Source organism: Carnobacterium pleistocenium FTR1 (genome assembly GCF_000744285.1).
Taxonomy (GTDB): Bacteria; Bacillota; Bacilli; order Lactobacillales; family Carnobacteriaceae; genus Carnobacterium_B; species Carnobacterium_B pleistocenium.
In genome coordinates this window covers 580,092-606,859 of record NZ_JQLQ01000002.1, presented here as the reverse complement: position 1 = coordinate 606,859, position 26,768 = coordinate 580,092, and the positions used below count along the sequence as shown (strand labels likewise).

At 34.6% G+C, this 26,768-nt stretch carries 24 protein-coding genes; 10 read left to right on the top strand and 14 right to left on the bottom strand.

Annotated features, from left to right (window positions below):
• Position 1 precedes the first annotated feature (1 nt).
• A complete protein-coding gene (locus BP17_RS03070; RefSeq protein ID WP_035051528.1) occupies positions 2 to 691 on the bottom strand; it encodes a GntR family transcriptional regulator in 690 nt (229 codons plus the stop codon).
• Between the two features lie 220 nt (positions 692 to 911).
• Positions 912 to 1,592, bottom strand: coding sequence for a uracil-DNA glycosylase (locus BP17_RS03065; protein ID WP_035051527.1), 681 nt, complete (start codon positions 1,590 to 1,592; stop codon positions 912 to 914).
• 207 nt (positions 1,593 to 1,799) lie between these two features.
• Here BP17_RS03065 and BP17_RS03060 point away from each other — a divergent pair, with 207 nt between their 5' ends.
• The 3 genes from BP17_RS03060 (at position 1,800) to BP17_RS03050 (ending at position 3,649) form a co-directional block, all read left to right on the top strand.
• Positions 1,800 to 2,708 carry a Cof-type HAD-IIB family hydrolase gene (locus BP17_RS03060; RefSeq protein WP_035051524.1) on the top strand — a complete coding sequence of 303 codons (909 nt, stop codon included), beginning with the start codon at positions 1,800 to 1,802 and terminating at the stop codon, positions 2,706 to 2,708.
• Positions 2,709 to 2,819: 111 nt separating this feature from the next.
• Positions 2,820 to 2,984, top strand: coding sequence for a YvrJ family protein (locus BP17_RS03055; protein ID WP_231549456.1), 165 nt, complete (start codon positions 2,820 to 2,822; stop codon positions 2,982 to 2,984).
• A 122-nt stretch (positions 2,985 to 3,106) separates the two neighbouring features.
• Complete coding sequence (locus BP17_RS03050) at positions 3,107 to 3,649, top strand: LURP-one-related/scramblase family protein (protein ID WP_035051519.1); 543 nt, start codon at positions 3,107 to 3,109, stop codon at positions 3,647 to 3,649.
• A gap of 23 nt (positions 3,650 to 3,672) precedes the next feature.
• On the opposite strand, the gene BP17_RS03045 is transcribed toward BP17_RS03050, so the two are convergent.
• Complete coding sequence (locus tag BP17_RS03045) at positions 3,673 to 4,233, bottom strand: GNAT family N-acetyltransferase (protein WP_035051517.1); 561 nt, start codon at positions 4,231 to 4,233, stop codon at positions 3,673 to 3,675.
• A gap of 188 nt (positions 4,234 to 4,421) precedes the next feature.
• Here BP17_RS03045 and BP17_RS03040 point away from each other — a divergent pair, with 188 nt between their 5' ends.
• Together BP17_RS03040 and BP17_RS03035 are read left to right on the top strand one after the other, a co-directional pair.
• On the top strand, positions 4,422 to 5,873 hold the full coding sequence (locus BP17_RS03040) for an amino acid ABC transporter substrate-binding protein/permease (RefSeq protein ID WP_035051515.1): 1,452 nt from the start codon (positions 4,422 to 4,424) through the stop codon (positions 5,871 to 5,873).
• Positions 5,866 to 6,597 (top strand): amino acid ABC transporter ATP-binding protein, encoded by a 732-nt coding sequence (locus tag BP17_RS03035; RefSeq protein WP_035051513.1) that lies wholly within the window; start codon positions 5,866 to 5,868, stop codon positions 6,595 to 6,597. Before BP17_RS03040 ends, BP17_RS03035 begins: the two co-directional genes overlap by 8 nt.
• A 54-nt stretch (positions 6,598 to 6,651) precedes the next feature.
• On the opposite strand, the gene BP17_RS03030 is transcribed toward BP17_RS03035, so the two are convergent.
• Positions 6,652 to 9,504 carry a YhgE/Pip domain-containing protein gene (locus BP17_RS03030; protein ID WP_035051511.1) on the bottom strand — a complete coding sequence of 951 codons (2,853 nt, stop codon included), beginning with the start codon at positions 9,502 to 9,504 and terminating at the stop codon, positions 6,652 to 6,654.
• A 32-nt stretch (positions 9,505 to 9,536) separates the two neighbouring features.
• Positions 9,537 to 10,007 carry an Rrf2 family transcriptional regulator gene (locus tag BP17_RS03025; RefSeq protein WP_035051509.1) on the bottom strand — a complete coding sequence of 157 codons (471 nt, stop codon included), beginning with the start codon at positions 10,005 to 10,007 and terminating at the stop codon, positions 9,537 to 9,539.
• 193 nt (positions 10,008 to 10,200) lie between these two features.
• On the opposite strand from BP17_RS03025, the gene BP17_RS03020 reads away from it, so the two are divergent.
• Entirely contained in the window at positions 10,201 to 10,545 is a 345-nt protein-coding gene (locus tag BP17_RS03020; protein ID WP_035051507.1) for an iron-sulfur cluster biosynthesis family protein, read from the top strand.
• A 192-nt stretch (positions 10,546 to 10,737) separates the two neighbouring features.
• On the opposite strand, the gene uvrC is transcribed toward BP17_RS03020, so the two are convergent.
• From uvrC to BP17_RS03005, 3 genes are all read right to left on the bottom strand, one after another.
• Positions 10,738 to 12,510, bottom strand: coding sequence for an excinuclease ABC subunit UvrC (gene uvrC / locus BP17_RS03015; RefSeq protein WP_035051505.1), 1,773 nt, complete (start codon positions 12,508 to 12,510; stop codon positions 10,738 to 10,740).
• A gap of 174 nt (positions 12,511 to 12,684) precedes the next feature.
• Positions 12,685 to 12,948 (bottom strand): hypothetical protein, encoded by a 264-nt coding sequence (locus BP17_RS03010; protein WP_035051503.1) that lies wholly within the window; start codon positions 12,946 to 12,948, stop codon positions 12,685 to 12,687.
• Between the two features lie 25 nt (positions 12,949 to 12,973).
• On the bottom strand, positions 12,974 to 14,137 hold the full coding sequence (locus tag BP17_RS03005) for a 3D domain-containing protein (protein WP_232219593.1): 1,164 nt from the start codon (positions 14,135 to 14,137) through the stop codon (positions 12,974 to 12,976).
• 150 nt (positions 14,138 to 14,287) lie between these two features.
• Here BP17_RS03005 and BP17_RS03000 point away from each other — a divergent pair, with 150 nt between their 5' ends.
• The gene (locus BP17_RS03000; protein WP_035051501.1) at positions 14,288 to 14,767 is read left to right on the top strand and encodes a nucleoside 2-deoxyribosyltransferase; all 480 of its coding nucleotides are present in this window, start codon (positions 14,288 to 14,290) and stop codon (positions 14,765 to 14,767) included.
• Between the two features lie 76 nt (positions 14,768 to 14,843).
• Here the strand turns inward: BP17_RS03000 and brnQ are convergent, their stop codons facing one another.
• The 4 genes from brnQ to BP17_RS02980 all read right to left on the bottom strand — a co-directional run bounded on the left by brnQ (position 14,844) and on the right by BP17_RS02980 (position 19,227).
• A complete protein-coding gene (gene brnQ / locus BP17_RS02995; protein WP_035051499.1) occupies positions 14,844 to 16,202 on the bottom strand; it encodes a branched-chain amino acid transport system II carrier protein in 1,359 nt (452 codons plus the stop codon).
• 239 nt (positions 16,203 to 16,441) lie between these two features.
• Positions 16,442 to 17,122, bottom strand: coding sequence for an amino acid ABC transporter permease (locus BP17_RS02990; RefSeq protein WP_035051497.1), 681 nt, complete (start codon positions 17,120 to 17,122; stop codon positions 16,442 to 16,444).
• A gap of 20 nt (positions 17,123 to 17,142) precedes the next feature.
• Positions 17,143 to 18,006 (bottom strand): transporter substrate-binding domain-containing protein, encoded by an 864-nt coding sequence (locus BP17_RS02985; RefSeq protein WP_035051495.1) that lies wholly within the window; start codon positions 18,004 to 18,006, stop codon positions 17,143 to 17,145.
• Between the two features lie 258 nt (positions 18,007 to 18,264).
• Positions 18,265 to 19,227: a phosphoglycerate dehydrogenase gene (locus BP17_RS02980; protein ID WP_035051493.1), complete on the bottom strand. Its 963-nt coding sequence runs from the start codon at positions 19,225 to 19,227 to the stop codon at positions 18,265 to 18,267.
• A gap of 151 nt (positions 19,228 to 19,378) precedes the next feature.
• Between BP17_RS02980 and BP17_RS02975 the strand changes: the two genes are divergently transcribed.
• Positions 19,379 to 20,419 (top strand): hypothetical protein, encoded by a 1,041-nt coding sequence (locus tag BP17_RS02975; RefSeq protein WP_035051492.1) that lies wholly within the window; start codon positions 19,379 to 19,381, stop codon positions 20,417 to 20,419.
• A 199-nt stretch (positions 20,420 to 20,618) separates the two neighbouring features.
• Positions 20,619 to 22,247: an ABC-F family ATP-binding cassette domain-containing protein gene (locus BP17_RS02970; RefSeq protein WP_035051491.1), complete on the top strand. Its 1,629-nt coding sequence runs from the start codon at positions 20,619 to 20,621 to the stop codon at positions 22,245 to 22,247.
• 523 nt (positions 22,248 to 22,770) lie between these two features.
• On the opposite strand, the gene BP17_RS02965 is transcribed toward BP17_RS02970, so the two are convergent.
• Together BP17_RS02965 and BP17_RS02960 are read right to left on the bottom strand one after the other, a co-directional pair.
• Complete coding sequence (locus BP17_RS02965; protein WP_035051490.1) at positions 22,771 to 23,871, bottom strand: GGDEF domain-containing protein; 1,101 nt, start codon at positions 23,869 to 23,871, stop codon at positions 22,771 to 22,773.
• A 207-nt stretch (positions 23,872 to 24,078) separates the two neighbouring features.
• A complete protein-coding gene (locus tag BP17_RS02960) occupies positions 24,079 to 25,530 on the bottom strand; it encodes a DEAD/DEAH box helicase (RefSeq protein ID WP_035051488.1) in 1,452 nt (483 codons plus the stop codon).
• Between the two features lie 237 nt (positions 25,531 to 25,767).
• Here BP17_RS02960 and BP17_RS02955 point away from each other — a divergent pair, with 237 nt between their 5' ends.
• Positions 25,768 to 26,733: an asparaginase gene (locus tag BP17_RS02955; protein WP_035051486.1), complete on the top strand. Its 966-nt coding sequence runs from the start codon at positions 25,768 to 25,770 to the stop codon at positions 26,731 to 26,733.
• The last annotated feature ends 35 nt before the right edge of the window (positions 26,734 to 26,768 follow it).

Genomic DNA, 26,768 nt, shown 5'->3' with positions numbered 1-26,768 from the left:
TTTATTGTTTTTCCATTTCTTTTATAATAAATTTTTCAGAATAGCTTAAATGTTCTTTAATAATCATATTGACCTGTGTTTCATCTTGGTTACACATAGCGCGATAAATCATCCAATGTTCACTAAGAGCTTTTTTTCTACGTTCTTCTCCCCTTAAAGAAATATCCCTAAATCGCATTAAATATTCTCTCAACTTAGTTACCATATTCGTTAGCCTTGGCATGTGACTATATTGATAAATTTTTCCATTGAATTCGGAAAACAATTTAATGACTACATCAAGATCTTCATTCTGTTCATTTAATTTTTCTGTTTCTTCTAAAAGATTTCTTAATTCTTCAAATTGTTTTTTTGTCATTAATTTCATTGCATTCTTAGTTGCAAGAATATCTAATGCTTTACGGATTTGATAGATTTCTTTAGCATCATCAATTGTAATTTTTTTTACGATAACTCCATAATGCGGGATACATTCAACGAGTCCTTCTTTTTCTAATCGATTTAAGGCTTCTCTAATAGGTGTCCTACTAATATTCATGCGTTCAGCATATTCTTTTTCATTAATTCTTTCCCCAATTGGAAGAATGCCTTTAATAATAGCCTTCCGTATACCTTCAAAAACAATTTCATTTAAAGTCTTATGTTGTTTCATATCTGTAAATCTTATAATTTCTCCAATATAATCCTCCATGGTACTCCCCCAAATGCTTTAATTTCCCTTATTTTTAAAACGGTTACTTCCTTTTATTATAAAGCACCACAAAATTATATTCTATCTTTAATTGAAACCTTTAAATGCAAATTAAAAAGATAAATACAAATTAAGAAAATTACTTTGCATTTATCTTTTTCAATTTACTTATACTTGCAGGATTACTTTTTACAGAAAAGATCCTATTTGATCTTATTTATTAAACAGAATCTGGCAATTTCCAGTCAATGGGGGTTTCTCCAAACTGGGTCAACGCCTCATTCGCCCTAGAAAATGGTTTTGACCCAAAGAAGCCGCGATAAGCTGATAAAGGACTTGGATGAACAGAAGTCAGCACAACATGTTTGGTTTCATCGATCAATATTCTTTTCTTTATCGAAGGGGTCCCCCACAAAATAAATACCATCGGTTGGTCTCGATCGCTCAATTTTTTAATAACGGCATCCGTCAGCACTTCCCATCCCTTCCCTTTATGTGAGTGAGCTTGTCCTTTTTGAACCGTTAAAACAGTATTTAACAACAATACACCTTGTTTAGCCCAAGCTTCCAAATAGCCATGGTTTGCAGGAGGTATCCCTAAATCACTCTCTAATTCTTTATATATATTAACTAATGAGGGTGGAATTTTCACATTTGGTAAAACAGAAAAACTCAATCCATGAGCTTGATGCGGTCCATGATAAGGATCTTGTCCTAAAATCACTACTTTCACTTCATGATAAGGAGTCCATTCAAAGGCTTGCCAAATATGATGCATTTCTGGATAAACCACCGTTTCTTGATACTCATGTGCCAGGAATTGTTTCAATGACTGATAAGAGGATGTAAGCATTTGTTCTTGCAAAATTGGTAGCCAATCATTTTCTACAGGTAAGGTCACTACACTTTCCTCCTTGTCTTTTTAACAGACTTTATTTCTATCCTACAAGAATTCCCACTTTCTAACAAGTGCTATCTTTTGGTTTGATTTCTAACTTTCTATAGCTTCTTAATTTTGAAAAATCATAATAAAAAAGGCTTTATGCGTTTATTTTCTTACTATTAATGGTAAAATTAGTAATACAAACAAATCTTGGGAGGAACAAAAATGATAGAGCTTATTGTATCTGATATGGATGGAACATTATTAAACGAGAAGATGAAAGTTTCTGAAACAAATACCAAAGCCATTAAAGAAGCTATGAAACAAGGCATTCATTTTATGGTGGCTACAGGACGAGGGTTTACAGAAGCACAACCGTTACTTAAAGAAGTAGGTATAAATTGTTCATTTATCACTCTTAATGGGGCTCAGGTTTACAATGAAGAAGGTCAAGTTATTCAAAATATTGGCATTGACAAAAAAACGGTACACGAAATCGTATCCGAAATCAAAGAAAGAAATCTTTATTGTGAAATGACCACATCGAACGGAATCTATTCAGACAATAAATCGAAACGTATCGAATCCGTTGCTTCTTTATTGTATGAAACGAATCCAGATACTACTTACAAAATGGCAGTAGTTTTAGCAGCAGCTCGTTTAGAAATCATGAATATCAATTATGTTGAGGATTATGACCAACTTGTCCACGATGAATCTATTGAAATTTTAAAAATTATCGCGTTTAGTGATGATGGTCGTAAAGTACTTGGACCACTTTCAACAGAACTTGAAAAATCAGGAAATCTTGCTATTACAGCTTCCTTTGTCAATAACATTGAAATCAATAATATTAATGCCCAAAAAGGGATTGCTCTTGAAGCAGCTGCAAAAAAGTTGAATATCCCGCTTGAAAATATTATGACATTAGGGGATAACTTCAATGATGTATCAATGCTAAAAGTAGCAGGATACAGTTTTGCCATGGAAAATGCTGAAGAAGAAGTCAAAACATATGCTAAGTACCGCACGACCAGCAACAATAATCATGGGGTAGCACACGCAATCCAACTTGCATTAGATGATAAGCTGGATTCAGCTAAAGCTCCCGAAATTATAAAAAGTAATGATTAAAAAATCAATAGCTCAACCAGTTTTGGAGTAACACTTCTTCTTTCTTTTTCGTTGTTACTAGTAGGCTAACAATTCGGTTACCCTATCTAATACATGAAAGGAGAGTGCAACATGGATGCAAGTACACAGTGGCTATCTACTGTAACAGAAATTATTGGTAATGTTGGTTTTCCCATCTTTATCGCATTGTTTCTGCTTCAGCGTATGGAAACAAAACTTGATGACGTGGTTAAAGCTCTGCACGAGCTAGGTCAAGCCATTAAATCAGCTATATGAAAAAAAGCCCTCCTGTTTAAGGTGGGTTTTTTCCAATTATTTTTCATTTCGCTTTGCATTAATCTTTGGTATAATTAAGAAAAAATGTATCCGCTTAATTCACTTTTGGAGGGGCGTTTGTTATGGTACTTCTATATATGAAACAAGACTATGTTTCCAAGCACGAGAAGATACTCGTTAAAAATGAACTTGGTAAAGATCTATACCTTATTTCGGGAAAATGGGGTAGAGTTGGTGATACGTTATCTTTATATAGCATAGACGGAACAATGCTTGTAAAAGTAAAACAAACCGTATTATCCTTACTTCCTAAATTTGATATTTATATTCAAGGTAAACGAGCTGGCTCAATCACTAAACACCGTAACTTAAAAAATGTTTATTTTAAAGTTGCGCCGCTAGATTGGATGGTAACCGGAGATTTTTACAACCATGCCTACACTGTACGCTGTAAAGGGCAATTAATAATGGAGATGAACAAATCTTACACTTCATTTGGAGATTACTATACGTTGCTCATCCCAGAAGCTCAGCATGCTCCGATTTGCATATGTCTTGCTTTAATTGTAGATGATCTCACTTTAACGCGCTTACCAGATGTCGCAAGGAAAAGATTCATCCGTGCAATTCGGCCGCTTTATTCGATACGTAAAGCATTGATCTGATTTTATAATCGATCAATGTTTTTTTAATGGACTTCCCACTGCATATGATCATATAAATGATGGCCAATTTTACACTCCCAAACTTTTTTGAAGCCGATATTAAGGTATAGTTGCTGTGCTTTTTTATTTTGTTGGTCACAATTCAGACCAATGATTTCTTCATTTTCTGACTTAGCAATAGCCGGTATGGTTTTTAACAATTCAGTTGCTACGCCTTGACCTCTAAAGTTTACATCTGTCACCAGTGAATCCAAGTACCACTCCCCTGAAACAGTTTCAGCATCCTGAAATAATGGTTCTTTTATCCCAATTGATTCTAATTTTTCATTAAAAGCTTTATCAATTGTAGGCTCCAACTTACCTCTATAACCAAAACAGACACCTGCTCTTTTTCCTTCACGGATACTGATAAGCGCACGATGATAACTATAGCGATAATTTTTATCTTCCATAGCTTGTTTCATCATGTCTTTCAATATAATTGGATCTGCTTTTTTCAATAATGTTAGCTCCATATCTTCTAAAATGATCCAGACCCATTCCACTAGTTGATCAATATCTGAAATTTCAGCTTTACGTATCATTTTTATCACCCACTTAATTAGACTTTATCTTCTATTACCATCATAACGAACAAAAGATAGCTAATCAACTGTTTAAAAAAACCAACAAAACAAGCTCATGTTAGAATATCTCACATAATTAGATTACATTATTGTTGCATTTGGTTTAAACTTAAATTAAAATAATAACTTATACAAGGAGGGTTTTTATGAATTTACAGAAACGATCAATTTTCACACTTACAACAACTCTATTACTTACAGTAATCTTCGCTATCTTATTACCTAGCACCGTTTCCGCACAAGAAACAGCCAAAACTTATATTATTGGAACCGATGTTACTTTTGCTCCCTTTGAATTCAAAGATGCTAATGGTGAATATCAAGGAATAGATGTTGACTTGTTAGATGCAATTGCCATAGACCAAGGTTTCAATTATGAACTACGCCCTTTGGGATTTAGTGCTGCTTTACAAGCTTTAGAAACAAATCAAGTAGATGGTATGATTGCCGGAATGAGCATCACACCCGAACGTCAAGAGTCATTCGATTTTTCTGAACCATACTTTGAGAGTGGTGTAGTTATGGCCATCTCAGCAGATAACAATGAAATCACTTCTTATGAAGACTTAGAAGGTAAAACAGTTGCTATCAAAGTTGGAACAACTGGTGCTGCTTTTGCTGAGTCTATTCAAGAGGAGTACGGCTTTGAAGTAAATACATTTGAAGATTCTGCAAATATGTACGAGGATGTTCAAACCGGAAACTCAGACGCCGCTTTTGAAGATTATCCCGTAATGGCTTATGCTATTCAATCAGGATTAGCCTTACAAATACCTACAGCCCCTGAACCAGGGGACAATTACGGATTTGCAGTAAATAAAGATCAAAATGCTGAATTGTTAGAAATGTTTAATAATGGATTGATCAATATTCGTGCAAACGGAACTTATGATGAAATTCTGAATAATTATCTTGGAGAAACAGCTCAAGAAGAAACTTCTAATCTTGGTTTCTTTGGTCTAATCCAACAGAATGGTGGAGAATTACTAAAAGGTGTTGGTAGAACGCTCTTATTAACTATTACAGCTTTTATTATTGCTACAATCCTGGGTGTTGTATTTGGTTTATTTAGCGCTTCTCCCAACAAAACATTAAATTGGATAGCTATGATTTACGTAGATATTTTACGTGGTATTCCTTTGATTGTTTTGGCCTTTTTCATCTACTTCTCTATCCCACAATTTTTAAATATTCAAATACCAGCTTATGTTGCTGGTGTGATCACATTGAGTTTAAATACAGCAGCTTACATTGCTGAATTGGTTCGTGGGGGTATCCAAGCAGTAGATACTGGCCAATTAGAGGCTTCAAGAAGTTTAGGCCTGACTTACAATACGTCTATGCGTAAAGTTGTTTTGCCGCAAGCTTTTAAAATTATGATTCCATCATTTATCAATCAATTTGTTATTACACTTAAAGATACTTCAATTCTATCGGTTATTGGAATCGTTGAATTGACTCAAACCGGAAAAATTATTATTGCACGTACCTACTCTTCTGGAAATATGTGGTTGATCGTTGGATTGATGTATATCATTATTATCACGATCCTGACGAAATTTTCAAATTATCTTGAAAGGAGATTATCAAATGACTAAACTAAAAGTTGAACATTTAAAGAAGAGTTTTGGGAAATTAGAAGTTTTAAAAGACCTGAATGTCGAAGTTCAAGAAGGTGAAGTAGTTTGTATCATTGGCCCTTCAGGTTCTGGTAAAAGTACCTTTCTTCGCTGTATGAATGCTTTAGAAGATATTACTGGCGGAAAAGTGATCATCGATGACTTTGACTTAACCGATCCAAAACAAGACATCAATAAAGTGCGGGAAAATGTTGGAATGGTTTTTCAACAATTCAATTTATTTCCTCATCTAACGGTTTTAGAAAATATTACGTTAGCACCTAAAGAACTTAAAATAGATTCCAAAGAAGCGATAACAAAACACGGCTTGGAACTGTTAGAAACAGTTGGACTTTCTGAAAAAGCCAATGACTACCCTAAATCATTATCTGGTGGTCAAAAACAGCGTGTAGCTATTGCACGTGCATTGGCAATGAATCCGGATATTATGCTGTTTGACGAACCAACCAGTGCCCTTGACCCAGAAATGGTTGGAGACGTGCTTGCGGTAATGCAAAAATTAGCAGATCAAGGTATGACTATGCTAGTTGTAACTCATGAAATGGGCTTTGCTAAAGAAGTAGCTGACCGCGTTATCTTTATGGATGGCGGCTACATCGTTGAAGAAGGCAAGCCTGAACAAATCTTTAATAGTCCACAACACGAACGGACTAAAAACTTTTTAGAAAAAGTTTTAGTCTAAAAAAAGGTTCTTCACTACATAAATCGTAGTGGAGAACCTTTTTTATTTACAGTTTTATCTATCTTGTACCTCAGCTAACACTTTTATTTCTTCTGTATCATTTTCTTTAACTCTAACGCTCTTTTTTTGTAGAGTATACATCGTTAGCATCAGCAAGCCATTAAAAACCAAAATTATACTGATCATAATAAAAATCGTTCTCCAATAAATAGCATCACCTAAACCATTGCTGATAGCTTGCCTAAATCCATAAACAGAATACGACATCGGCAAAAATAAATGAATGGTTTGAAAAAAAGAATTCGTTAACGGTATTGGGAATGTCCCACCCGAACCGCCTAGCTGCACAACAAGTAATACCATTGCCAAAAAGCGGCCTACATTGTCGAATGCGACAACGAGCATTAATACAATCGACATAAAGGCTAGTGAAGTAAGAATAGCCAATAGGAAAAATTTCCCAACAAATAAGACTTCTAAACCAAGCATTAACAAGATTCCACATTCAAGAACAGCCATCAAACTCGCAACGAGCATAGCTACCGAAGTTTTACTTTGCCACCAAGCCAAACTTGATTTCCCTTCAAGTGCTCTCTTGCGTACAGGGTAGATCGTCGTGAAGACAACTGCTCCAATATACAAAGCCATCGACATAATATAAGGTGCTAATGCTGCTCCATAATTTGGTACTTCACTATATTTTTCCTGTTTTAATGCTATTGGACTTGCAAACATATCAGTTGTTTCATTCGTAGCATTTACATCATTGACCTCTGATGCACCTGCTAACAAACTCGTTGCCAACTGATTGGTTCCATTTTTCAAAGTATCGATTCCACTTCCAAGTGTTTTAGATCCTTCACTCAACGCTTGAGAGCCTTCACTGATTTTTGTTGATCCATCAGCTAAACTAGTTGCTCCATTGTTTAGACGAGCTGAATTAGCATTTAGACGAGCCGTTCCTTCGATTAATTGTGTTGACCCATTGCCTAATTGAGTGATTCCTTCAATTAGATTTGGCAATTGTGACGTCAATTCCCCTAACCCATTACTCAAGTTTTCAGAACCCGCATTAAGTGCGGTTGAATTTGCATCTAAATCAGCCGTTCCGGATCGCAACATGTTTACACCATTAGTATAACTTGTTACCCCAGCTACTAAACCATTCTGTCCAGATAAACCGCTTTGAATCGCGACTAAACCTTGATTTAATTCGGTCATTCCTTGGATGATTCCTTTATTTGAATCATTTCCTTGTTGTTCTAAGACTAACTGTACATTTGCTAGACCATCCATAAGCTCACCCATTGCTTGATTTGTTGCTGGCAATAACCGTGCTGAACTTTGAGCTAATGTAGCTATTTGTGTTTTTAGACTCGTTAACTGATCAGTTAATCCACTGATCGTTGTTAATTCCGTTTGCAAATTGGTTAACGAACTGCCTGCTTCAGCAGTATCTGATGCCGTTTGGGCTACAGTTTGACTTGTATTGTCTAGTTGATCTTTTATTAGCGTTAATTCAGTTAATTCACTAGTATTTTGATTAGTTGCTGTTGTTTCTAAAGTATTCAGCAATTCAGTTTGCTGTTCAGAAGACAAACTCTTGAATGCATCTGTACCAGATAATGCTGAAGTGGTAGTTCCCTTATTTTCTTGAATCTTTTCCTCAAGCGTTTTAACGGTAGCTGTTACTTTAGTTAAGCTCTCTCCCGTTTTCCCGGTATCTTGAGCAACTTCAGTTAAACTTGAGCCTGCTTGCTGTAAATTCGTTTGGATACCGCTAAAGTCAGCTCCACTCGTTTGTTCATTGAGAAAAGAATTTAATTTTTGAATTCCCTCATCCATTGAACTTAAGTTTTCCATTAGAAATTGCAGCTGCTCCGTATTTTCTGTTGTTAAACTTTTGTCTAACTCTGTTGACAGCTGATTCAAACCCGTTAATAACTGGTCGCTACCTGTTTTAACTTGATTTACACCATTATTGAGTTCAATTGTCCCATTTCGTAATGCTGCAGAATTTTCATTCAAGGTCTTAGTCCCATCAACTAATTGTGAAACACCATCAGTGTAAGCCTTAATTCCATTGGTCAACTTAGTTGATCCATTCTCTAAAAGTAATCCACCTTTTTCTAGTGGGTCTACTTTTGAGGACAATGTATTGATTCCATTGTCTAACTGGGTCACGCCATCATTAACTTGGGCTACTCCATCTGTATAATCCGTTAGTCCAATTTCGAGTGTTTCCGTTCCTTCTTTAAAAGCCAACGTACTTGAAGATAATGTCTCCAAATTTTTGGTTAATTGGAGACTGCCATCTGCCAATTTCCCTGTTCCATCATCTATTTCCTCGGCACCCTCAGACGCTTTTGAAAAACCTGTTCCAATCGTGCTAATCTGTTCAAAAACTGTTTCTGTGTAAGCTTTTGTTACATTTGAAGATACTTCTGCTTTAATATCTTTAGCAGCTGCCTTACTGATAACTTCTCCAATATAATTCAATGACCCATTTGTTTCGTATTCAATGGTCATTTTTTCTGGATTCGTCTCCATCAATGTTGAAGCGTCTGTTGAAAAATCTGCTGGTAAAGTCATTACCATATAATATTCACGATTCTTCAACCCGTCTTGAGCTTCCTCTTGAGACACAAAATGCCAATCCAGTGCATCATTTTCCTTAAGTTTTTGGATTACGTCAGAACCGATATCCAGTTTTTTACCTTGATAATCAACTGATTGATCTAAATTAACAACAGCTACAGACAATTTATCTGTATTTCCATATGGATCCCAATTTGATTTCAAAAAGAAACCTGCATACATGATTGGAATAAATAAAATGACGATACAAGAAATCAGCATCATTTTATTAGAGACTAATTGCTTCCATTCTTTCTTTAACATTTCCATCAACCTTTACATCCCTTTCAATTGATTAATTCTTATTTCTTATTCCAATCCATGACCGGTAATCCATTATTTCCTAGTGTAGACTGGATTAGCTGATCTAAAGTTTGCTGCTTGAGGAATGCTGTGTATTGTCTATCTGCTGCTTCAAAGGTTCTTGTTAAAATTTTTTCACCATTGATAGCTGTTTTACTGATATCTGAAAAAACTTGGTTGATCATCCCAGAATTTGGATAAGTAACGATTTTCCCTTCAAGTGCTTCAACGATTTCTAATAAATTAATTTTTTCAGGTCTTTTTGCTAATGTAAAACCGCCATTACTTCCTGGAATTGAGGTTGCCAATCCACTAACTACTAGTTTTCGGATGATTTTTCGAATATAAGAATGAGAAGTTCCTTTTAACCGATTATTCAATACATGCGAAGTCAGCGGGATCAGGTTATCTTGTGTAGAAAGCATAGCTAAGATACAGATTGCTTGTTCCAGACCTTTAGTTAACTTCATTATTTTCCTTCTTTCTTGTTTATAGACTATAAATAAGGACTTTTAATGTAGACTTTTAATGTCCACGACGAATAATATACCTCTTTATTTATCAAATTGCAACTATTTTATTCCTTTATTTTATATAGCTCAGCTGGACAAATTGATTTGTTAGAGCTATCATAGTCCTAACATTTAAAAGGAGGTTGTTTACGTGTTTTTAACCATAACTGAAAGTGCTCAACAAAAAATTAACCGTGTGAGCTCTTCCCATAAAGGTCAACTCGTTTTCTATTATGAATCTAGAATGGGCTGTACTTGTGGAAATAATGGAATCTTTTTATTAAAAATTACAGAGCAAAATGATCCTGAACTCGATTCAACTCTACCGACATCATTAGGCGACTTGCCCGTTCAAGGTTGGAGCCTATCTTTTTTAGATGAACAGATAAAACTAGACTTTAATAAATCAAAAAATGCTCTGATTTTAAGCAGTGACAGTGGTCTTATTAACGATAATGTCTTAATTCTTAACGATGACAATCAGTCTATTTATTAAGACGCTTAGTTTGAATGGTCCCTGCCTGTTTGGTGAGATTATCGGTCTACTTCTACTAAAACTATTTACAAGTTTCGTGAAATCTTAAATGAAGCTTGCTTTAGGTAAACTTACTAAGTTTAGTTCATTTATCTCAACATAAAAAGCCTAGCTAAAGGAAAGAATAATCCTTTAGCTAGGCTTTTTATGTTATTATTCGAGGGATTTTTTTATTTTTTCAGCTGTTTTCAGAGGTATCCCTAACCCGTTTATTTCTTCAATACTTGCTTCCTTAACTTTTTTCATTGATTTAAAATGCCGTAATACTTTTGTACGTGTCTTTGGCCCAACCCCTTCAATGCGATCTAATTGAGAGGATAAGCTATTCTTCCCACGTAACTGGCGGTGAAAGGTAATCGCAAAGCGATGGACTTCATCTTGAATACGTTGAACAAGATAGAAAGCTTGGCTGGTAGGTTTAAGCGTTACTTTTTGCAAGTCTTCTCCAAAAATAAGCGAAGAAGTTCGATGTTTATCATCCTTCACCATACCTGCTACCGGGATGGATAACCCTAGCTCATTTTCAAGAATATTGATGGCTCCATTAACTTGAATTTTTCCACCATCCATTAAAATTAAATCTGGCAGAGGTTTGCCTTCTTTCAAAAGTCGTTCGTATCGTCTTCGAATAACTTCTTCCGTTGTTGCCAATTCGTTGCTTCCAGAAACGTTTTTTATTTTATATTTCCGGTAATTACTTTTATCAGGACGTCCATCTAGAAAAGATACCATCGCTGAGACTGGATTTGTTCCTTGAATATTCGAGTGATCAAAGGCTTCGATGCGACTAACTAGAGGCAAGTGCAAGGCCTCTGATAGCTCTTTTATGGCTCCAATTGTTTTACGGTCATCCATTTCAATGAGTTGGAATTTTTCATTTAACGAAATTTCGCTATTTTTTGTTGCAAGATCCAACATATCCTTTTTACGACCTTGAAGTGGAACTTTCACTGGTATTTCTAGCACTTCTGATAATATTTTGGTATCTACACCACTTGGAACTAATATTTCCTTAGGTGGCAAATGATTCTCTTCTTGATAAAATTGAACAATATATGAAGCTAATTCTTCTTGAGGGGTATCGTAACATGGAACAATAGTTGCTTCACGCTTGATCAATGTCGCATGACGAATAAAGAACACTTGGATTGAGATCCACCCTTTGTTCATATAATAACTGAAGACATCTCTTGTCGTAAAATCATTGGTGATAATATTTTGTCTTTCGACTGTTGTTTCAATATATTGAATCTGGTTACGGTATTCTGCGGCTTTTTCAAAAGCCATATTATCAGCCGCTTCCATCATTTTGCTTTTTAGTACTTTTTTAATTTCTTTTACATCGCCATTTAAAAACTGTCTGATTTTTTCGATTTGAGCATCGTATTCTTCTTTAGGTATCTCATGGTCGCAAGGGCCAATGCACTGGCCTAGATGATAATACAAACAAGCTCTTTTTTGATAGCCATTGCATTTTCTTAGTGGGTATACTTTTTGAATAAACTGTTGGGTTTCACTCGCTGCGTAAACATTAGGATAAGGTCCAAAATAGTATCCGCCATCTCTTTTCACTTCAGATGTAATAACAAGTTGCGGGTCCTTCTCATTTGTAATTTTTAAATATGGGTAACTGGTTCCTTGTTTTAATTTAATATTGTATTTCGGCATATGTTTTTTGATCAATGTAATTTCGAGCAATAAACACTCTTTATCGGTTGAGGTGATGATCGTTTCAAAGTCTACGATTTCATCAACGAGCAATTGCGTTTTTCCTTCATGTGTTCCTCTAAAATAAGAACGGACCCTCTTCTTTAAATTTTTAGCTTTTCCAATATATATGATTTCATTTTCTTCGTTTTTCATTAAGTAGCATCCCGGAAAATCAGGAAGCAACGTCAGTTTATTATTAATATTCATACTAACCATATTCATGATTCCCCTTATTGTGATTGATTACTTTTATTGTTCGCTGTTATTCTGAGCCTCTAATTTTTAGTATCTACACCACTTGACGTAGAACTTTATGTTCAACTAGTTTACCATTAAATAGTAAAATAAAACAACGACAGAGATCATTCTCTGCCGTTGTCTTTACTGATTTTATAGTCTTTTAGTAGCGCTAAATAAAAACCAATTATTAAATGTACTGTAATCAGAGTAGCCTACTTTAACCTCTTTATATGAGAATGATTTGCCAAGTTGGTGTTCACCAGCTTGATATTTTGATTCAATATCTTTTGCAATTTCCTGGTACAACTCTTCTAGTTGTTCTTCATTGAGTTCGCCATACTTGTTTTCCCATGCTTCTAAAAAAGTGATTTCATCACTATCTAAATAAAATTCTATCTCTACTTGCTCTGCCATTCGACTCACCTTTTCTAATGAACTCTTAATTTAAAATATTGATTGTCATTGTTTTTCTACCAAAATTAATGGCTTGTTGAACTGTAGAAAAGTGAATATCGATTCTATTACCTTTAATCGCTCCACCAGTATCACCGGCTATGAACGTTCCATATCCTGGTATTTCAACTGTGGAACCTAAAGGAATAACACGTGGATCTACTGCAATGACCATTGGGTTACTTATTAGATTGATTCCCGTTGCTGTATAAGTACTTAAACCAGCTTGTTTGGTTGAATATCCTGTTGCAGATACAACAAATGATTTTCCTTTTGAAGCTACTTCAGTACTTTCAACTGATTTAGTTGCTTCAACTGTTTCAGCTTTGACCGTTACTTCTTGTTCTATATTTTTCACTTCATCATTTAAAGCCGTAGTTGTTGTTGCTTTTACGGTTGCAGCGTCTTCTTCAATCTTTGTTTCAAGTGCTGCGACCGTTGCTTTTCTTTCTTTTTCAGTCGCTTTTGCCACTTTTGCGGCTTCTTCAGCTTCTTCTTCAGCAATTCTTGTTTCTTCAGCGGTACGTTTTTCATCTAATTCATTTAAAATTTCTTGATTTTCATCCATCGTTTTTTGAAGACTTGCTATTTGTGCATCCATTTCAACTTTTTGCTCTTTAGCTTCTACTGTTTGACTTTCTAATAAAGCTAAATCAGCTTCAAGTTCACTTTTTAATATGTCTAATTCTTCTTGTTCTTCTTCAGCAAGATCCAATTGATCATTTCCAGCTGATTGCAATGTAGCGAGAACATAAGCACGATTAAATAAATCTGAAACACTTTCAGATTTAAATAATGATTCTACCACGTTTTGGTTTACTTCAGTAGTCTGCATTGATAAGATCCGCTCTTTAGCTTGATCCAATCGTTCTTTGACAACTTCTTCTTGCTCATTGACCGTTTCACTGGTTACTTGAACCGTTTCCTTTAAAATGTCAATTTGTGTTGTTAATCTTTCTAGCTCACTATTTTTTTTGTTTACCCTTGTTAGTGCTCTATTAATTTCACTATCAATTTCTGCCATTTCTTTTTCTTTTGTATTTTGTTGCGATTCAATCTCATTTAATGTCGCTGCAAAACTTGTTACAGGAATGACGTTAACTAATACTAAAGCCAACATAAGGCTGGAAACTAGTTTTTTTATACTCACAAACCGACAACACCCTTCTTCATCTACTTTATTGCTCTTCAATGATTATAACGAAAAAGATGCTTTGTTATATTTCTTTACGGTTACTTTTTATTACAATATCTTTTTATAGTATACTAAGATTGTAATAATCGTATTAGGAGGAAGAAAATGTTAAAGAAAATCTATTTTGCTAGTCCACTTTTTTCAGAAATGGAAAGATTCTATAATGAAAAACTTGTGTTGAGTATTCGCGATGCTTATCCTGGAATCGAAGTGTATGTTCCCCAAGAACAAGGAGAAATAAACGATAAAAACGCTTATGCAGACTCCATGGCTATTGCTAAATATGACACGGATGCCTTGTTAGAAAGCCAGTTGATGGTTGCTGTTTTAGATGGAGCTACTATTGATGTTGGAGTAGCTACCGAGATTGGTGTTGCGTATCAAGCTGGCATTCCTATTATTGGACTATACTCAGATTCACGTCAACAAGGTGCTGAAAACAAACAAAAATTAGCTGCTTTACAGGAAATTGCAGAATCGCAATTTTCTTATATCAATCTTTACACCGTTGGTCTGATAAAAATGAATGGTGCCATTTATAACACTTCGGAGAATTTTATTACAGCTATCAACGGTTATTTGTAATATTTCAAAAAAAGCATTAGAAACTAAAATAGTTTCTAATGCTTTTTTGCTTTTTAAATTGAGACTTTAGTTAATTCTACACGACACGTGGATGTGGTTTTGTCACTAGACTGATCACAATGCCAACCGCAAATCCAATTGAAGCTGGCAAGAGCCATCCCATTCCAATTGTAAACAAAGGAAGATACTCACTACAAAAAGCTAAGAAACCTTGGACACCATTCAAACCGCGAATGCTTTCAGGCAAAGCGTTTAATAGATCTGCGATACTCACAACTAATGTAAAAATTGTCGTACTAACATAGACTACTTGACGATTTTTGAAAAAGGGAGATAATAATGCTAATAAAATCAGTGTTATAGCTAACGGATATAAGAACATCAATACCGGTAATGAGTACGTAATAATATTTGCTAAACCAATATTAGCTACTGCAGTTGTTAGTACACTAAAAACAACTACGTAAGATTTATAGCTGATAGAGTTAGGAAACATTTCTTTAAACGTTTCTGCACAAGCTGTAATTAAACCAATAGCCGTTTTCAAACATGCGACGGTTACAATCACCGCTAGCAACACACTGCCTAATGATCCAAAATAGAATTGCGAGATTTGTGCTAAAGCGATTCCACCATTTTCTGAAATTGGAAATTGCCCAACACTCATTGTTCCTAAATAAGATAGGCTAGTATAGATGATACCCATTAAAATGATGCTGATCAAGCCAGACTTAATGGTATCTTTTGCAATTTCACTCGGTTTTGTTACACCAAGGTTTTTAATGGTTTGAACAACTACGATCCCGAAAGCAAGAGAAGCCAATGCATCCATTGTGTTGTAGCCTTCAAGAAAACCACTTACAAACGGTTGATCGATGTAGTTTCCAGTAATGGGTACTTCAGCGACGCCTCCCATTGGACGAATAAACGCCGTTAAAATTAAAATACCTAAAAAGACTAAGAAAATAGGGTTTAATACTTTCCCAACATAGACTAAAATCTTTGTGGGTTTTAAAGAAAGAAATAGTGCTAATCCATAAAATAAGATAGAAAAAATGGCTAACCCAATTGTTTGATAAGCTGGATTGATATAAGGTGTCAATCCAATTTCATACGAAACGGTGCTTAATCTTGGAAGTGCAAAAAATGGTCCAATCGTTAAATACAATGCGACTGTCATAAAATAACCATATAATGGATGAATACGACTAGCTAAATCAAATAACCCGTTACTTTTAGAAAGCCCAATCGCTATTACCCCTAAAAATGGCAATCCGATACCTGTTACTAAAAAACCTATTGTAGCCCAATTTACATTAGCCCCTGCTACTTGCCCCATGTGAACGGGAAATATTAAATTACCTGCTCCAAAGAATAGCCCAAATAACATTGATCCTATATAAAGATAGGAAGATAGTGTTAATCCTTTTTTCATAAAACCGCCCTTTCTAACGCATCTATGTAACACGTAACTTAAATAATAGCTTTTTTAGCTTTCCCCTTCAAGCAAATTCCCTGTTTATTTGATGTTTTTCTATAAAAAAATCCTCATTTGCCAAATTACGACAAGTAAGGATAGTTTGAACACTATTTTTCTGCTATTCTTTTGGAACTCATGATACAAACACAAGCAATCTAAACATACTTTATCAAATAACAGCTATTCTATCCAGCTCAGTTTATATAGAGGGATGTTTTCTTTTCTAGATAACGCTGAAAAATCGTGAATACACTACAAATAGCCCAATAGATTAAAGCCACTAGAATGTACATTGTCATGTAATCAAATTCTCGTCCTCCAACAATCTTAGCCTGCTGGAAAATTTCCGGCACCGTAATCATGGCTGCCAAAGATGTCCCCTTAATAAGATCTAGCATAACGTTACTCAGTGGTGGTATTGCAAGCCTCATTGCCTGAGGTATAATTACTTTCCGCATGGTAAATGACCATTTTAATCCAAGTGCGTAAGCAGCTTCCCATTGTCCGTGGTCAACAGAATGTAAAGCTGCACGGATGATTTCTGCACTATATGCAGCAGAATTCAGACTAAAACCTATTATAGCTGCATTGACAGCTTCAAATTGGATTCCAATAAATGGAAAACCAAAATACAAAATAAATAAAAAAACTAAAATAGGCGTCCCACGCATAAATGAAATATATGTACGGGCAATAATACTTAAGCTTTTACTATCCGACATGCGCATAATTGCTAATAAGAATCCCAAGATTGTTCCAAAAACCATACTGAATAATGAAATTCCTAAAGTATACCCTAACCCTTTTAAAATATAACTAAAACTGTCAATAGCTAACGCAGGATCAAAAATATATTGCCATTGAATTTCAGACATATCCTGTCACCTACTTTCTATTAGCCTTCTACTAATTCAATTTCTGGGAAATCATAATCAATTTGTTCAGATACATCATCACCATCGTAGAACTGTCCAGATAATTCTGTCAAAGTCCCATCAGCTTTCATTTCTTCTAAGGCTGTATCAATTTTCTCGGTTAATATATCATTTCCTTTTTTAATGGCAAAATTTGTTTCACTAGGGTTATAAAAAATATCGTGTACTTTTACTGGGATTTCCGGTAAAGCAGCCACAGCCATTTTTTGTGAATAAAAATCATTCAGTATTACATCTGTGCGACCATTAGCTACGTCTTGAAGGTATTGGTCATTAGTTGCATTATCATAGATTACTTCTTCGGCTCCGTAATGTCTCGCAACTTTCATATAACTTGTCGTAGCTGCACCGGCTGCCTTTTTTCCTGCCAAATCTTCCAATTTTTCAATATCAGAATTATCTGATTCACGTACAACCATTGCTCCAAAAGAATATTTATAGGGAGTCGTATAATTGTATTTATCTGCATTTTCACCATTACGATCTATTCCCATTGCAGCAACATCGATTGCACCACTGTTAACTGAAGTTAACATTCCGTCTACACCCATTTCTGTAAATTCGATAGTTAATGCTAATCGATTTGCGACTTCTCTAATAACTTCTACTTCATATCCAGTTAAATCATCGGTATCCGCTTGATGGAAAGAACTTGGATAGAGTGTTCCAGATGTGGCTACGTTTAAAGTACCTTTTTCTTTAATATCATTCCAGGCTGTATCTGGAACAGTTGCTGATGAATCATTAGACACTTCATTCGATCCACATGCTGCCAAATTCAATGATATAAATGTTAACAACCCAAAACTTATAATTTTCCCCAATATATTTGCATCCCCTTTTAGTCTTTTTCAACTTCCTCAACAAGAGTAACAGTGCCTCTTTTTATAGTCAATTCCACTTTTAAAAAAACCGTTTATTTTCAATTTTTTAGAAGCACAAACTTCAAAATAGTGTTTAAACAATGTTTTCCTTTGTTTAAACAAACACAATAATGTTTTTTTAATTATGACTATTTCAAAAAAAAAACACCTCTTTAATCAAAATGAGGTGTTTACCTGAATTCAAATTTAAAAAAAATTTTAGTACTGTTGATTGTAATCAATTAAATTAATGGGCAATGTTTCTCTAGCTAGGTAAGCTTTTAGATTTTCCTCAAAGATAGCAAATAATCTTTTTTTGAATTGTTCTGCAGTCCCAGCAATATGAGGAGTAATCAACACATCTTCTCTCGTCCATAACTCGTTTGCTTCTGGTAAGGGCTCGGTTTCAAAAACATCTAACCCCGCAAATGAAATTTTCCCATCATCAAGAGCTTCTATTAGATCATCTGTTTTAACCGTTGGCCCTCTCCCAACATTGACAAAGAGAGTTCCCTCTTTCATTTGCGAGAAAACTTCTTGATTGAAGAAATAGTGCGTTTGATCCGTAAGCGGTAAAATATTTACTACGATATCCGCTTGTTTCACTTGTTCTTTTAAGTTTGGTTGCTTAATCAAATGGTCCATATAATCAACGCTTCCCCCACTACGATTCACACCAATTGTTTTCATATTAAAAGCTTTAGCTAAACGCCCAACCTCGATACCGATTTTTCCAGTTCCAACAATCATGATTGTTTTACCATGCAATTCCATTAAACTATCTACTTGTTCCCATTTATTTATTTGTTGATTTTTCACAGCTTTTTGAATGCCCCGAGTATAGGCCAATAGCATACCAAAGATGGATTCTGCAATTGGAATGCTATGTATTCCGCTTGCATTAGTCAGCAATACACCATTTTTTTCAAGCTTTTTCAAATCAAGGAAATCGACACCAGCTGCTTTGCCTTGTACCCATTTCAAGTTATGCTTATCCTCCGATAACAGCTCTTCTGATTGTTGTCCTGTCCATCCATATATAATTTCAACAGACTCCAAAGAGAAATTTTTTTCATCGGTCTCCCATCCATTGATCAATTCATATTCCGGAGCTAGTTCTTTTAAGATCTGAAGTTGTTCTTTGGTCGTTTCTTGTACTAGCCATATACTTTTTTTAGTCATTTCACCATCACCTTTCCATCGTTTCCTTATATTATCTCATTCAAAAAAAAGATAGCAAAGAATTTCTCTTGTCTATTTTCATTTCCTATTAATCTTAGTCAGTAAAATGGTACAATAGATGAAAGATTCAGGTTTAGAACGGGGTGTTTGAATGGATAAAGAGCATTTACTAACAACAAAATTAATCATTGATGGCCATTTTCATGATTTTCAACTCTATAGTGGAAAATTTTATTTGTGGACTTCCCAAAAAGAATTAAACGTCTACGACTGGAATAAATGGATGAGACAACTCGCTGATATTGATCGTCCCATTTACCTTGAACCGCAACCCACTGAGCAATTATATGTAACGCTTGAAGAGTTAACTCCTTTTTTAGAACGTACTATTTCTTTTAATGAACCAATTTATGATTGTGCAATATTCAATCATATTTTGTATTTTTCTGACTATAGCGGTTTTTATTGTTATCCTTTAACGAAAAAAGATGCACAAAAAGTGCAAATCTGGGATCAGCCGATTTATGCTATTTCACTCTCTACTAAAGGGAGAATGGCCCTATCTGCAGGAGAAGATGGTCTTTTTGAATACTTACTTTCTTCTCATTACCATTATGACCAACTTGACCAACAAAAAATAGCGCGTGTGTATCAGTTAAATCCCTATTTTGCTTCTCAAGCGGTATGGAACCAGCATGATCTTATCCAATATGGCAAACATCGAACTAATCCAACTTACTTGACTCAGTTCAATGAACATAAAGGGAAATTGTACCTTAGTGATATTCTTCCAATAAATCAATTAAATGAAACGTTACCGAATCATGTAAAAGAATACTTATTGCCATTATCATTAAATCCACCTTCTATGAAGGATGGTCTGCTCTTTTCTTTTGAAATGGATCGCCAAAAAGTAAAAAAAGATTCTCTGTATCGTTCTAAATCCATTCGATTGATTGTTAAACCGCCAGCTTTTCTTGAGCATCAACAAGATTTAACAGATTTTTTGATTGTTGTTCCTGATTCATCATTTTTTAAAGTTATTTTACAAAATGACTGTTTATTAGAGATTCCAACTGAAGATATTAAGAAGTTCAGAATTTATGACCGAACCAGACATTACCGCAATCAGCTGCACATCTTACAAAAAGATTCCTTGATTTTATATCTTTTCACAGAAATTAATCGTTAAAAGCATGCTTAAATCAAAATCTAAGCGCGCTTTTTTTTTATTTTTACGAATGAGTTCAATAAATGAATACTACTTCTTGACTTTTTACAATAAAATGTTATCAATTTGATAAGAAATAAATCCCTAGCATCGCATTTAATGATTTTTTGTGCTAAAATAGTCAAGATATATATACAAAGAATAGGGGTAAATAAATTAAATGATTACAGTAACTAATGTAAGTTTACAATTTTCAGATAGAAAATTGTTCGATGACGTAAATATAAAATTCATTCCAGGCAATTGTTATGGTCTTATTGGTGCAAATGGTGCAGGTAAGTCAACTTTCTTGAAAATATTAGCTGGCGAAATTCAACCTTCAACCGGTAATGTTTCGATGGGTCCCGATGAACGTTTGACAACCTTAAGTCAAAATCACTATGGTTTTGAAGATTTCACCGTTTTAGAAACAGTTATCATGGGCCACAAACGTTTATACGAAATCATGAAAGAAAAAGATGCTGTTTATATGAAAGAAGATTTCACTGATGCTGATGGTATCTTAGCAGCTGAATTAGAAGGCGAATTTGCTGAATTAGATGGTTGGGAAGCTGAACCTCAAGCAGCTGTTATGTTGCAAGGATTAGGTATTACAGAAGATGTTTATGACAAAAAAATGAGCGAGTTACCAGAAGGATTAAAAGTAAAAGTATTGCTAGCACAAGCTTTATTTGGTAAACCTGATGTCCTTTTACTGGATGAACCGACCAATGGTTTAGATACTCAATCCATTGAATGGTTAGAAGAATTCTTGATTGATTTCCCTAATACCGTTATCGTTGTTTCGCATGACCGTCACTTCTTGAACAAAGTCTGTACGCATATGGCTGACGTTGATTTTAGTAAAATCAAGTTATATGTTGGGAATTATGATTTCTGGTTGGAATCAAGCCAATTAGCTGCCAAGTTACAAGGCAATGTAAATGCTAAAAAAGAAGAAAAAATTAAAGAACTACAAGCCTTTGTTGCTCGATTTAGTGCAAATGCATCTAAATCAAAACAAGCGACTTCTCGTAAAAAAACGCTAGAAAAAATTACGTTAGATGACATTCAGCCTTCTTCTCGTCGTTACCCATTCGTTGGATTTACTCCTGATCGTGAAATTGGAAATGACTTGTTGCGTGTTGAAAATATTTCTAAAACAATTGATGGAAAAAAAATATTAGATAATATTACTTTTACAATGGGCAAAGATGACAAAGTTGCCTTTACCAGTAAAAATGATATTGCCATTACTGTTTTATTTAAAATATTGATGGGCGAAATGGAACCTGATGCAGGTACATTCAAATGGGGAGTAACAACTTCTCAATCTTATTTGCCAAAAGACACTACTGACGAATTTACTAATGAAAAGTTGACTGTTGTTGATTGGTTACGCCAATTCGCTGCTGCTGAAGAAAATGACAATACCTTCTTACGTAGTTTCTTAGGGCGTATGTTATTTTCTGGAGAAGATGTTTTAAAAGAAGTATCTGTCCTTTCCGGTGGAGAAAAAGTTCGTTGTATGTTATCTAAAATGATGTTGAGTAAATCAAATGTTTTAGTAATGGATGACCCAACAAATCACTTGGATTTAGAATCTATTACAGCTCTAAATGACGGTTTGATTGCTTTTAAAGGCTCAATCTTGTTTGGATCACATGACCACCAATTCATCCAAACAATTGCAAACCGTATTATCGAAATTTCTCCAAATGGAGTAGTTGATCGTGCTGAAACAACTTATGATGATTTCTTAGATAATAAGTCTGTTAAAGAACAAATTGCTGCTTTGTATACTGTTTAATATTCTTTTTAATATAAGACGAGAATGTCCCAACTTAAAATAGTTTAGGCTGCTAGTGATTCCATTAATTTGGATTTTAGCAGCCTATTTTTTTAAATTGTTTATACTATAAAAAAAACGGTACCTAACAAGTGAGCTTGTTAGGTACCGTTTTGCGATAGATTATTGGCCAAGATATTTAGAGCATAGGACAATCTGACAGTTTGAAATGTAACCAGCCTCAGTTCGTACAGCTCAAAGTCATTTTCTGTTTGAGTTCATCAAACAAGCCTCAGTTCGTGCAACTCAAAGTCATTTTTCGTTTGAGTTCATCAAACAAGTGTCAGTTCATGCAACTCAAATTCGTTTTCCGTTTGAGTTCATCAAACAAGTGCCAGTTCATACAACTCAAATTCGTTTTCCGTTTGAGTTCATCAATCGAGCTCCAGTTCATACAACTCAAAGTCTTTTTCCGTTTGAGTTCATCAATCGAGCTCCAGTTCGTATAGCTCACACTAGAGGACCAATTGCCTTCACACATATCTTACTCGTTTTCTAACATCTTACCGATTACTTTATTTCTACCTTGATTTTTCGCCATATACAAACAGCGATCTGCTAGGCGGAATAATTTTTTCATGTCTTTATTTTTAACAGATGCTGCAAAACCAATTGAAATCGTTATTTGAATACTATTGCCGTTTTCTAATAGAAATGATTGCTCTGCTACACTCATTCTAATTTTTTCAGCCAATTGTTGTTGTTTAACAAAAGGAAAGTTATTTAGAATCAAACAAAACTCTTCTCCACCTATCCGATAGACTAACTCACTATCAGGCGCCTCAACCTTTAGAATAGTAGCTAATTGTCGCAAAATAAAATTCCCATCAGCATGGCCATAATTATCATTAATCCATTTAAAATAATCGATATCGATCATCATTAATGCAGTAGTTTCGATTTTTTTATCTAACTGAATGATTTGCCATTTTTTATTGAATTTTCTCATGTTGTATAGACCCGTCAAATAATCCATTTGTGCATGCTCTTGCTCATTTAAATAAAGAGAACGGGTTTTTAATAAATCTTCAATAAATGCTGTTACCATGATTACTACAAAGCTGGAAAGAATTAAAAAAGGAATATAAATAAAAATAATCAACAATAAATCATAATATAAAAAATATAAATGCACTGCAACAACGGATACGCAAATGCCATTAAGAATTACTAAGACACGGTACTCATTATTTACATATTTGATTAGTTTATTGCGTATAATTGGCAAAAATAAGCCTAATAAGAGGTACACGATTGCTGTTCGAATCGAAACATGATTAACTCCAATTAAAAATCGAAGCATTGACATTAGTAGTACTAATGGAAGTGTGAATTTATTACCAAAATAATAAATCCACAAAATTAAAATAATGTGTCTCAAATCTAACAGTACTTTATCGGGCAAATCAATTGCAAAAAGCATTAACATAAAACTTGTCAAACCGGCAATTCCAATCATTAGTAGCAGCTCTTTTATAGTCAGCTCGAAACTCTTTTTCTTTGGTATCAGTTTAACAAATATGTAAGATGCTGTAGTAAGAACTGAAATATTCGCAATAATGTCTAATATAACTGATTTCAACATGTTATATACCTCCACTCAGTTAATTATAGTAAATTAAAAAATCTACTGTCCTTCTTTATTATTTTACACTCTTTAAAAAGGTTTCTAGGTGCTGCCTGTCTAATAAGTGTTCCTTTTTTCCATATAAAAAAACCTTCGATCTTTAATACTGACTTTCAGTACACTAGCTCGAAGGTATCTATATCCATTGGTTTGTGAAGGGCTTGATTATTTTCTAGCTTTACGTACTTTCAATGTTTTACCTTTAATCGTGCGGCTTTGCATTTCATCAATCACTAATGGACCTTTTCCATTTAGAATATCAATGTAAGTGACATTTTCTTGAATCGTGATGATCCCAATGTCCTCTGCATCGATGCCTGGAATTTTAGCAATGGTTCCAACAAAATCAACTGCCCGCATTTTTTTCTTTTTCCCGCCATTAAAATAAACTTTAGTAATGTCGCGATTCAGTTCTTTTGAGCGAACTTGTTTCAAAGGTGGACGTTCTTGCAATTTTTTCTCGAAAGCAGATTTGTGACTTTGAACAACACGAGTAGTTGGCAAAGAAATTTCAATAACTGTTTGACCAGCATAATCTTTGACTTCTTTCCACCATCTTTCTTCTCTAGGTGTAACAAGTGTCAAGGCCATTCCTGTTTTTCCGGCTCTTCCTGTACGACCAGTACGGTGCACAAAACTTTCTTTTTCTACCGGTACGTCAAAGTTGACTACGTGTGTAATATTTTCAATATCGATTCCCCTTGCAGCAACATCTGTAGCTACTAAATAACGGAATCTGCCTTGTCTAAAATCTTCCATTACAGAAAATCGATCTTCTTGAACCATGCCACCATGAATTTTATCAATTGGTAAACCAGCTTTATTTAAAAATGTGTATAAATTGTTCACGGCTTCTTGCGTATTACAAAAAATGATACACGAATCGGCATTTTCTACCGTTAATAGATCAAGCAATTGTTGCTCTTTTTGGTCTTCTTTTACCTTAACACTTGATTGAATGATTTTTGGTTTTGATAATTCATTTGTCTCAATGACGACGGATTGTTTATCTGCCTTCATGTAAAAACTTGCTATGCGTTCAATTTCTTTAGGCATAGTTGCTGAGAAAAGTAGGGTTTGACGTTCTGTAGGTAAAAAAGTGATAATCGATTCTACTTGATCTGCAAATCCCATATTTAACATTTCATCCGCTTCATCCAAGACTAAACATTGTATTTCTTCTACTTTAAATGTTCCTTTTTGCAAATGATCTAAAACTCGACCGGGTGTTCCTACAACGATATGACTTTTTTGTTTTAATTCAGATTTTTGAGTATCAAATGAAGCTTTGCCATATACTGCAGTAGCTTTCACTCTCTTAAGACGACCGATATTCATTAGGTCTTCTTTTACTTGAATGGCTAATTCTCTTGTTGGTACTAAAACTAGTACTTGAGGTTTGTTTTCTTCCCAATCGACCATTTCACATAGCGGTACTCCATAACTAACTGTTTTTCCGCTTCCTGTTTGCGATTCTACAATAACATCTTTTCCTTCTAGTGCTAATGGAATGACTTCTTCTTGAACTTTAGTGGGATGAAAGTAACGCAAACTTGTTAACGCTGTAACAATTTCATCACTGATAGCAAATTCTTCAAATGTTTTCTTTTTATTCATAATAACCTCTTCCAATTGTTCATTTTCTTTTAGTATAACAGCATATTCACAAAAATACCGCCCTTTGAAAGGATATTTTAATAAAAACACATAAATAACAGCAATCCGTCAAAAAACGACTAATTTCCAACTTCATTCGTCGCGTATTGGAATGCAATAAAAACGTGGTATACTACTAAACGAAATGAAAATAACCCGTTTCTTATTTATTTTTATTCTTGTATTGGAGGAATTATAATGAAAACTATTCTTGTATTGCATACCGGTGGAACTATTTCGATGAGTGAGGACCAAACAACTGGAAAAGTTTCACCTAATTCAGAAAATCCGTTAAACAAACGCAGTCATTTGTTTGATAACGTAGCTCATCTGATTGTAGAGAATTTTTTGCACTTGCCTTCTCCACACATAACACCCAAAGAAATGTTCCTGTTAAAAAATCGTATTGAAAAAGCAATCGTTACTCATGAAGCAGATGCCATTGTGATCACTCATGGGACAGATACATTGGAAGAAACAGCTTATTTCCTAGATTTGACCGTTAAAACATCGATTCCAATCGTGCTTACTGGAGCCATGCGTTCAATCAATGAAATTGGTTCAGATGGGCTATATAATTTCCAAAGCGCAATTTGGGTAGCTTTAGCTGAAGATGCTAAAGAAAAAGGTGTGCTAGTTGTAATGAATGATGAAATTCATACAGCTCGTTATGTTACTAAAACACATACAAGTAATGTTGCTACTTTTCAGACACCTACATTTGGTCCAATTGGGCTGATTTCAAAAAATGAAGTTTTATTTTTCCAAAAATTAATTGAGGAAGAGATTTATACTATTAATAATGTCGCTAAAAAGGTCTATTTGCTTAAAATTTATGCGGGTATGGATGGAACGTTGTTTGACGCTATTAATCAACCAACTACTGATGGACTTGTTATCGAAGCGCTAGGTGCTGGAAATTTGCCACCTGCTGCCTTGCCTGCTCTTAGAAGGCTACTTGCCAAGGCCATTCCTGTGGTGCTTGTTTCACGTTCATTTAACGGCATTGCACAAGATGTCTATGATTATGTTGGTGGCGGCAAAAGGCTAAAAGAAGATGGTGTTATCTTCACAAATGGATTATCTGGTCCAAAAGCACGGATTAAATTACAAGTTGTACTGAGTCAGACTGCTTTAAATCGTTCACTAGAAGACTATTTTTAAAAACAATCAAAAAACCGTTCATTTTTTATGAACGG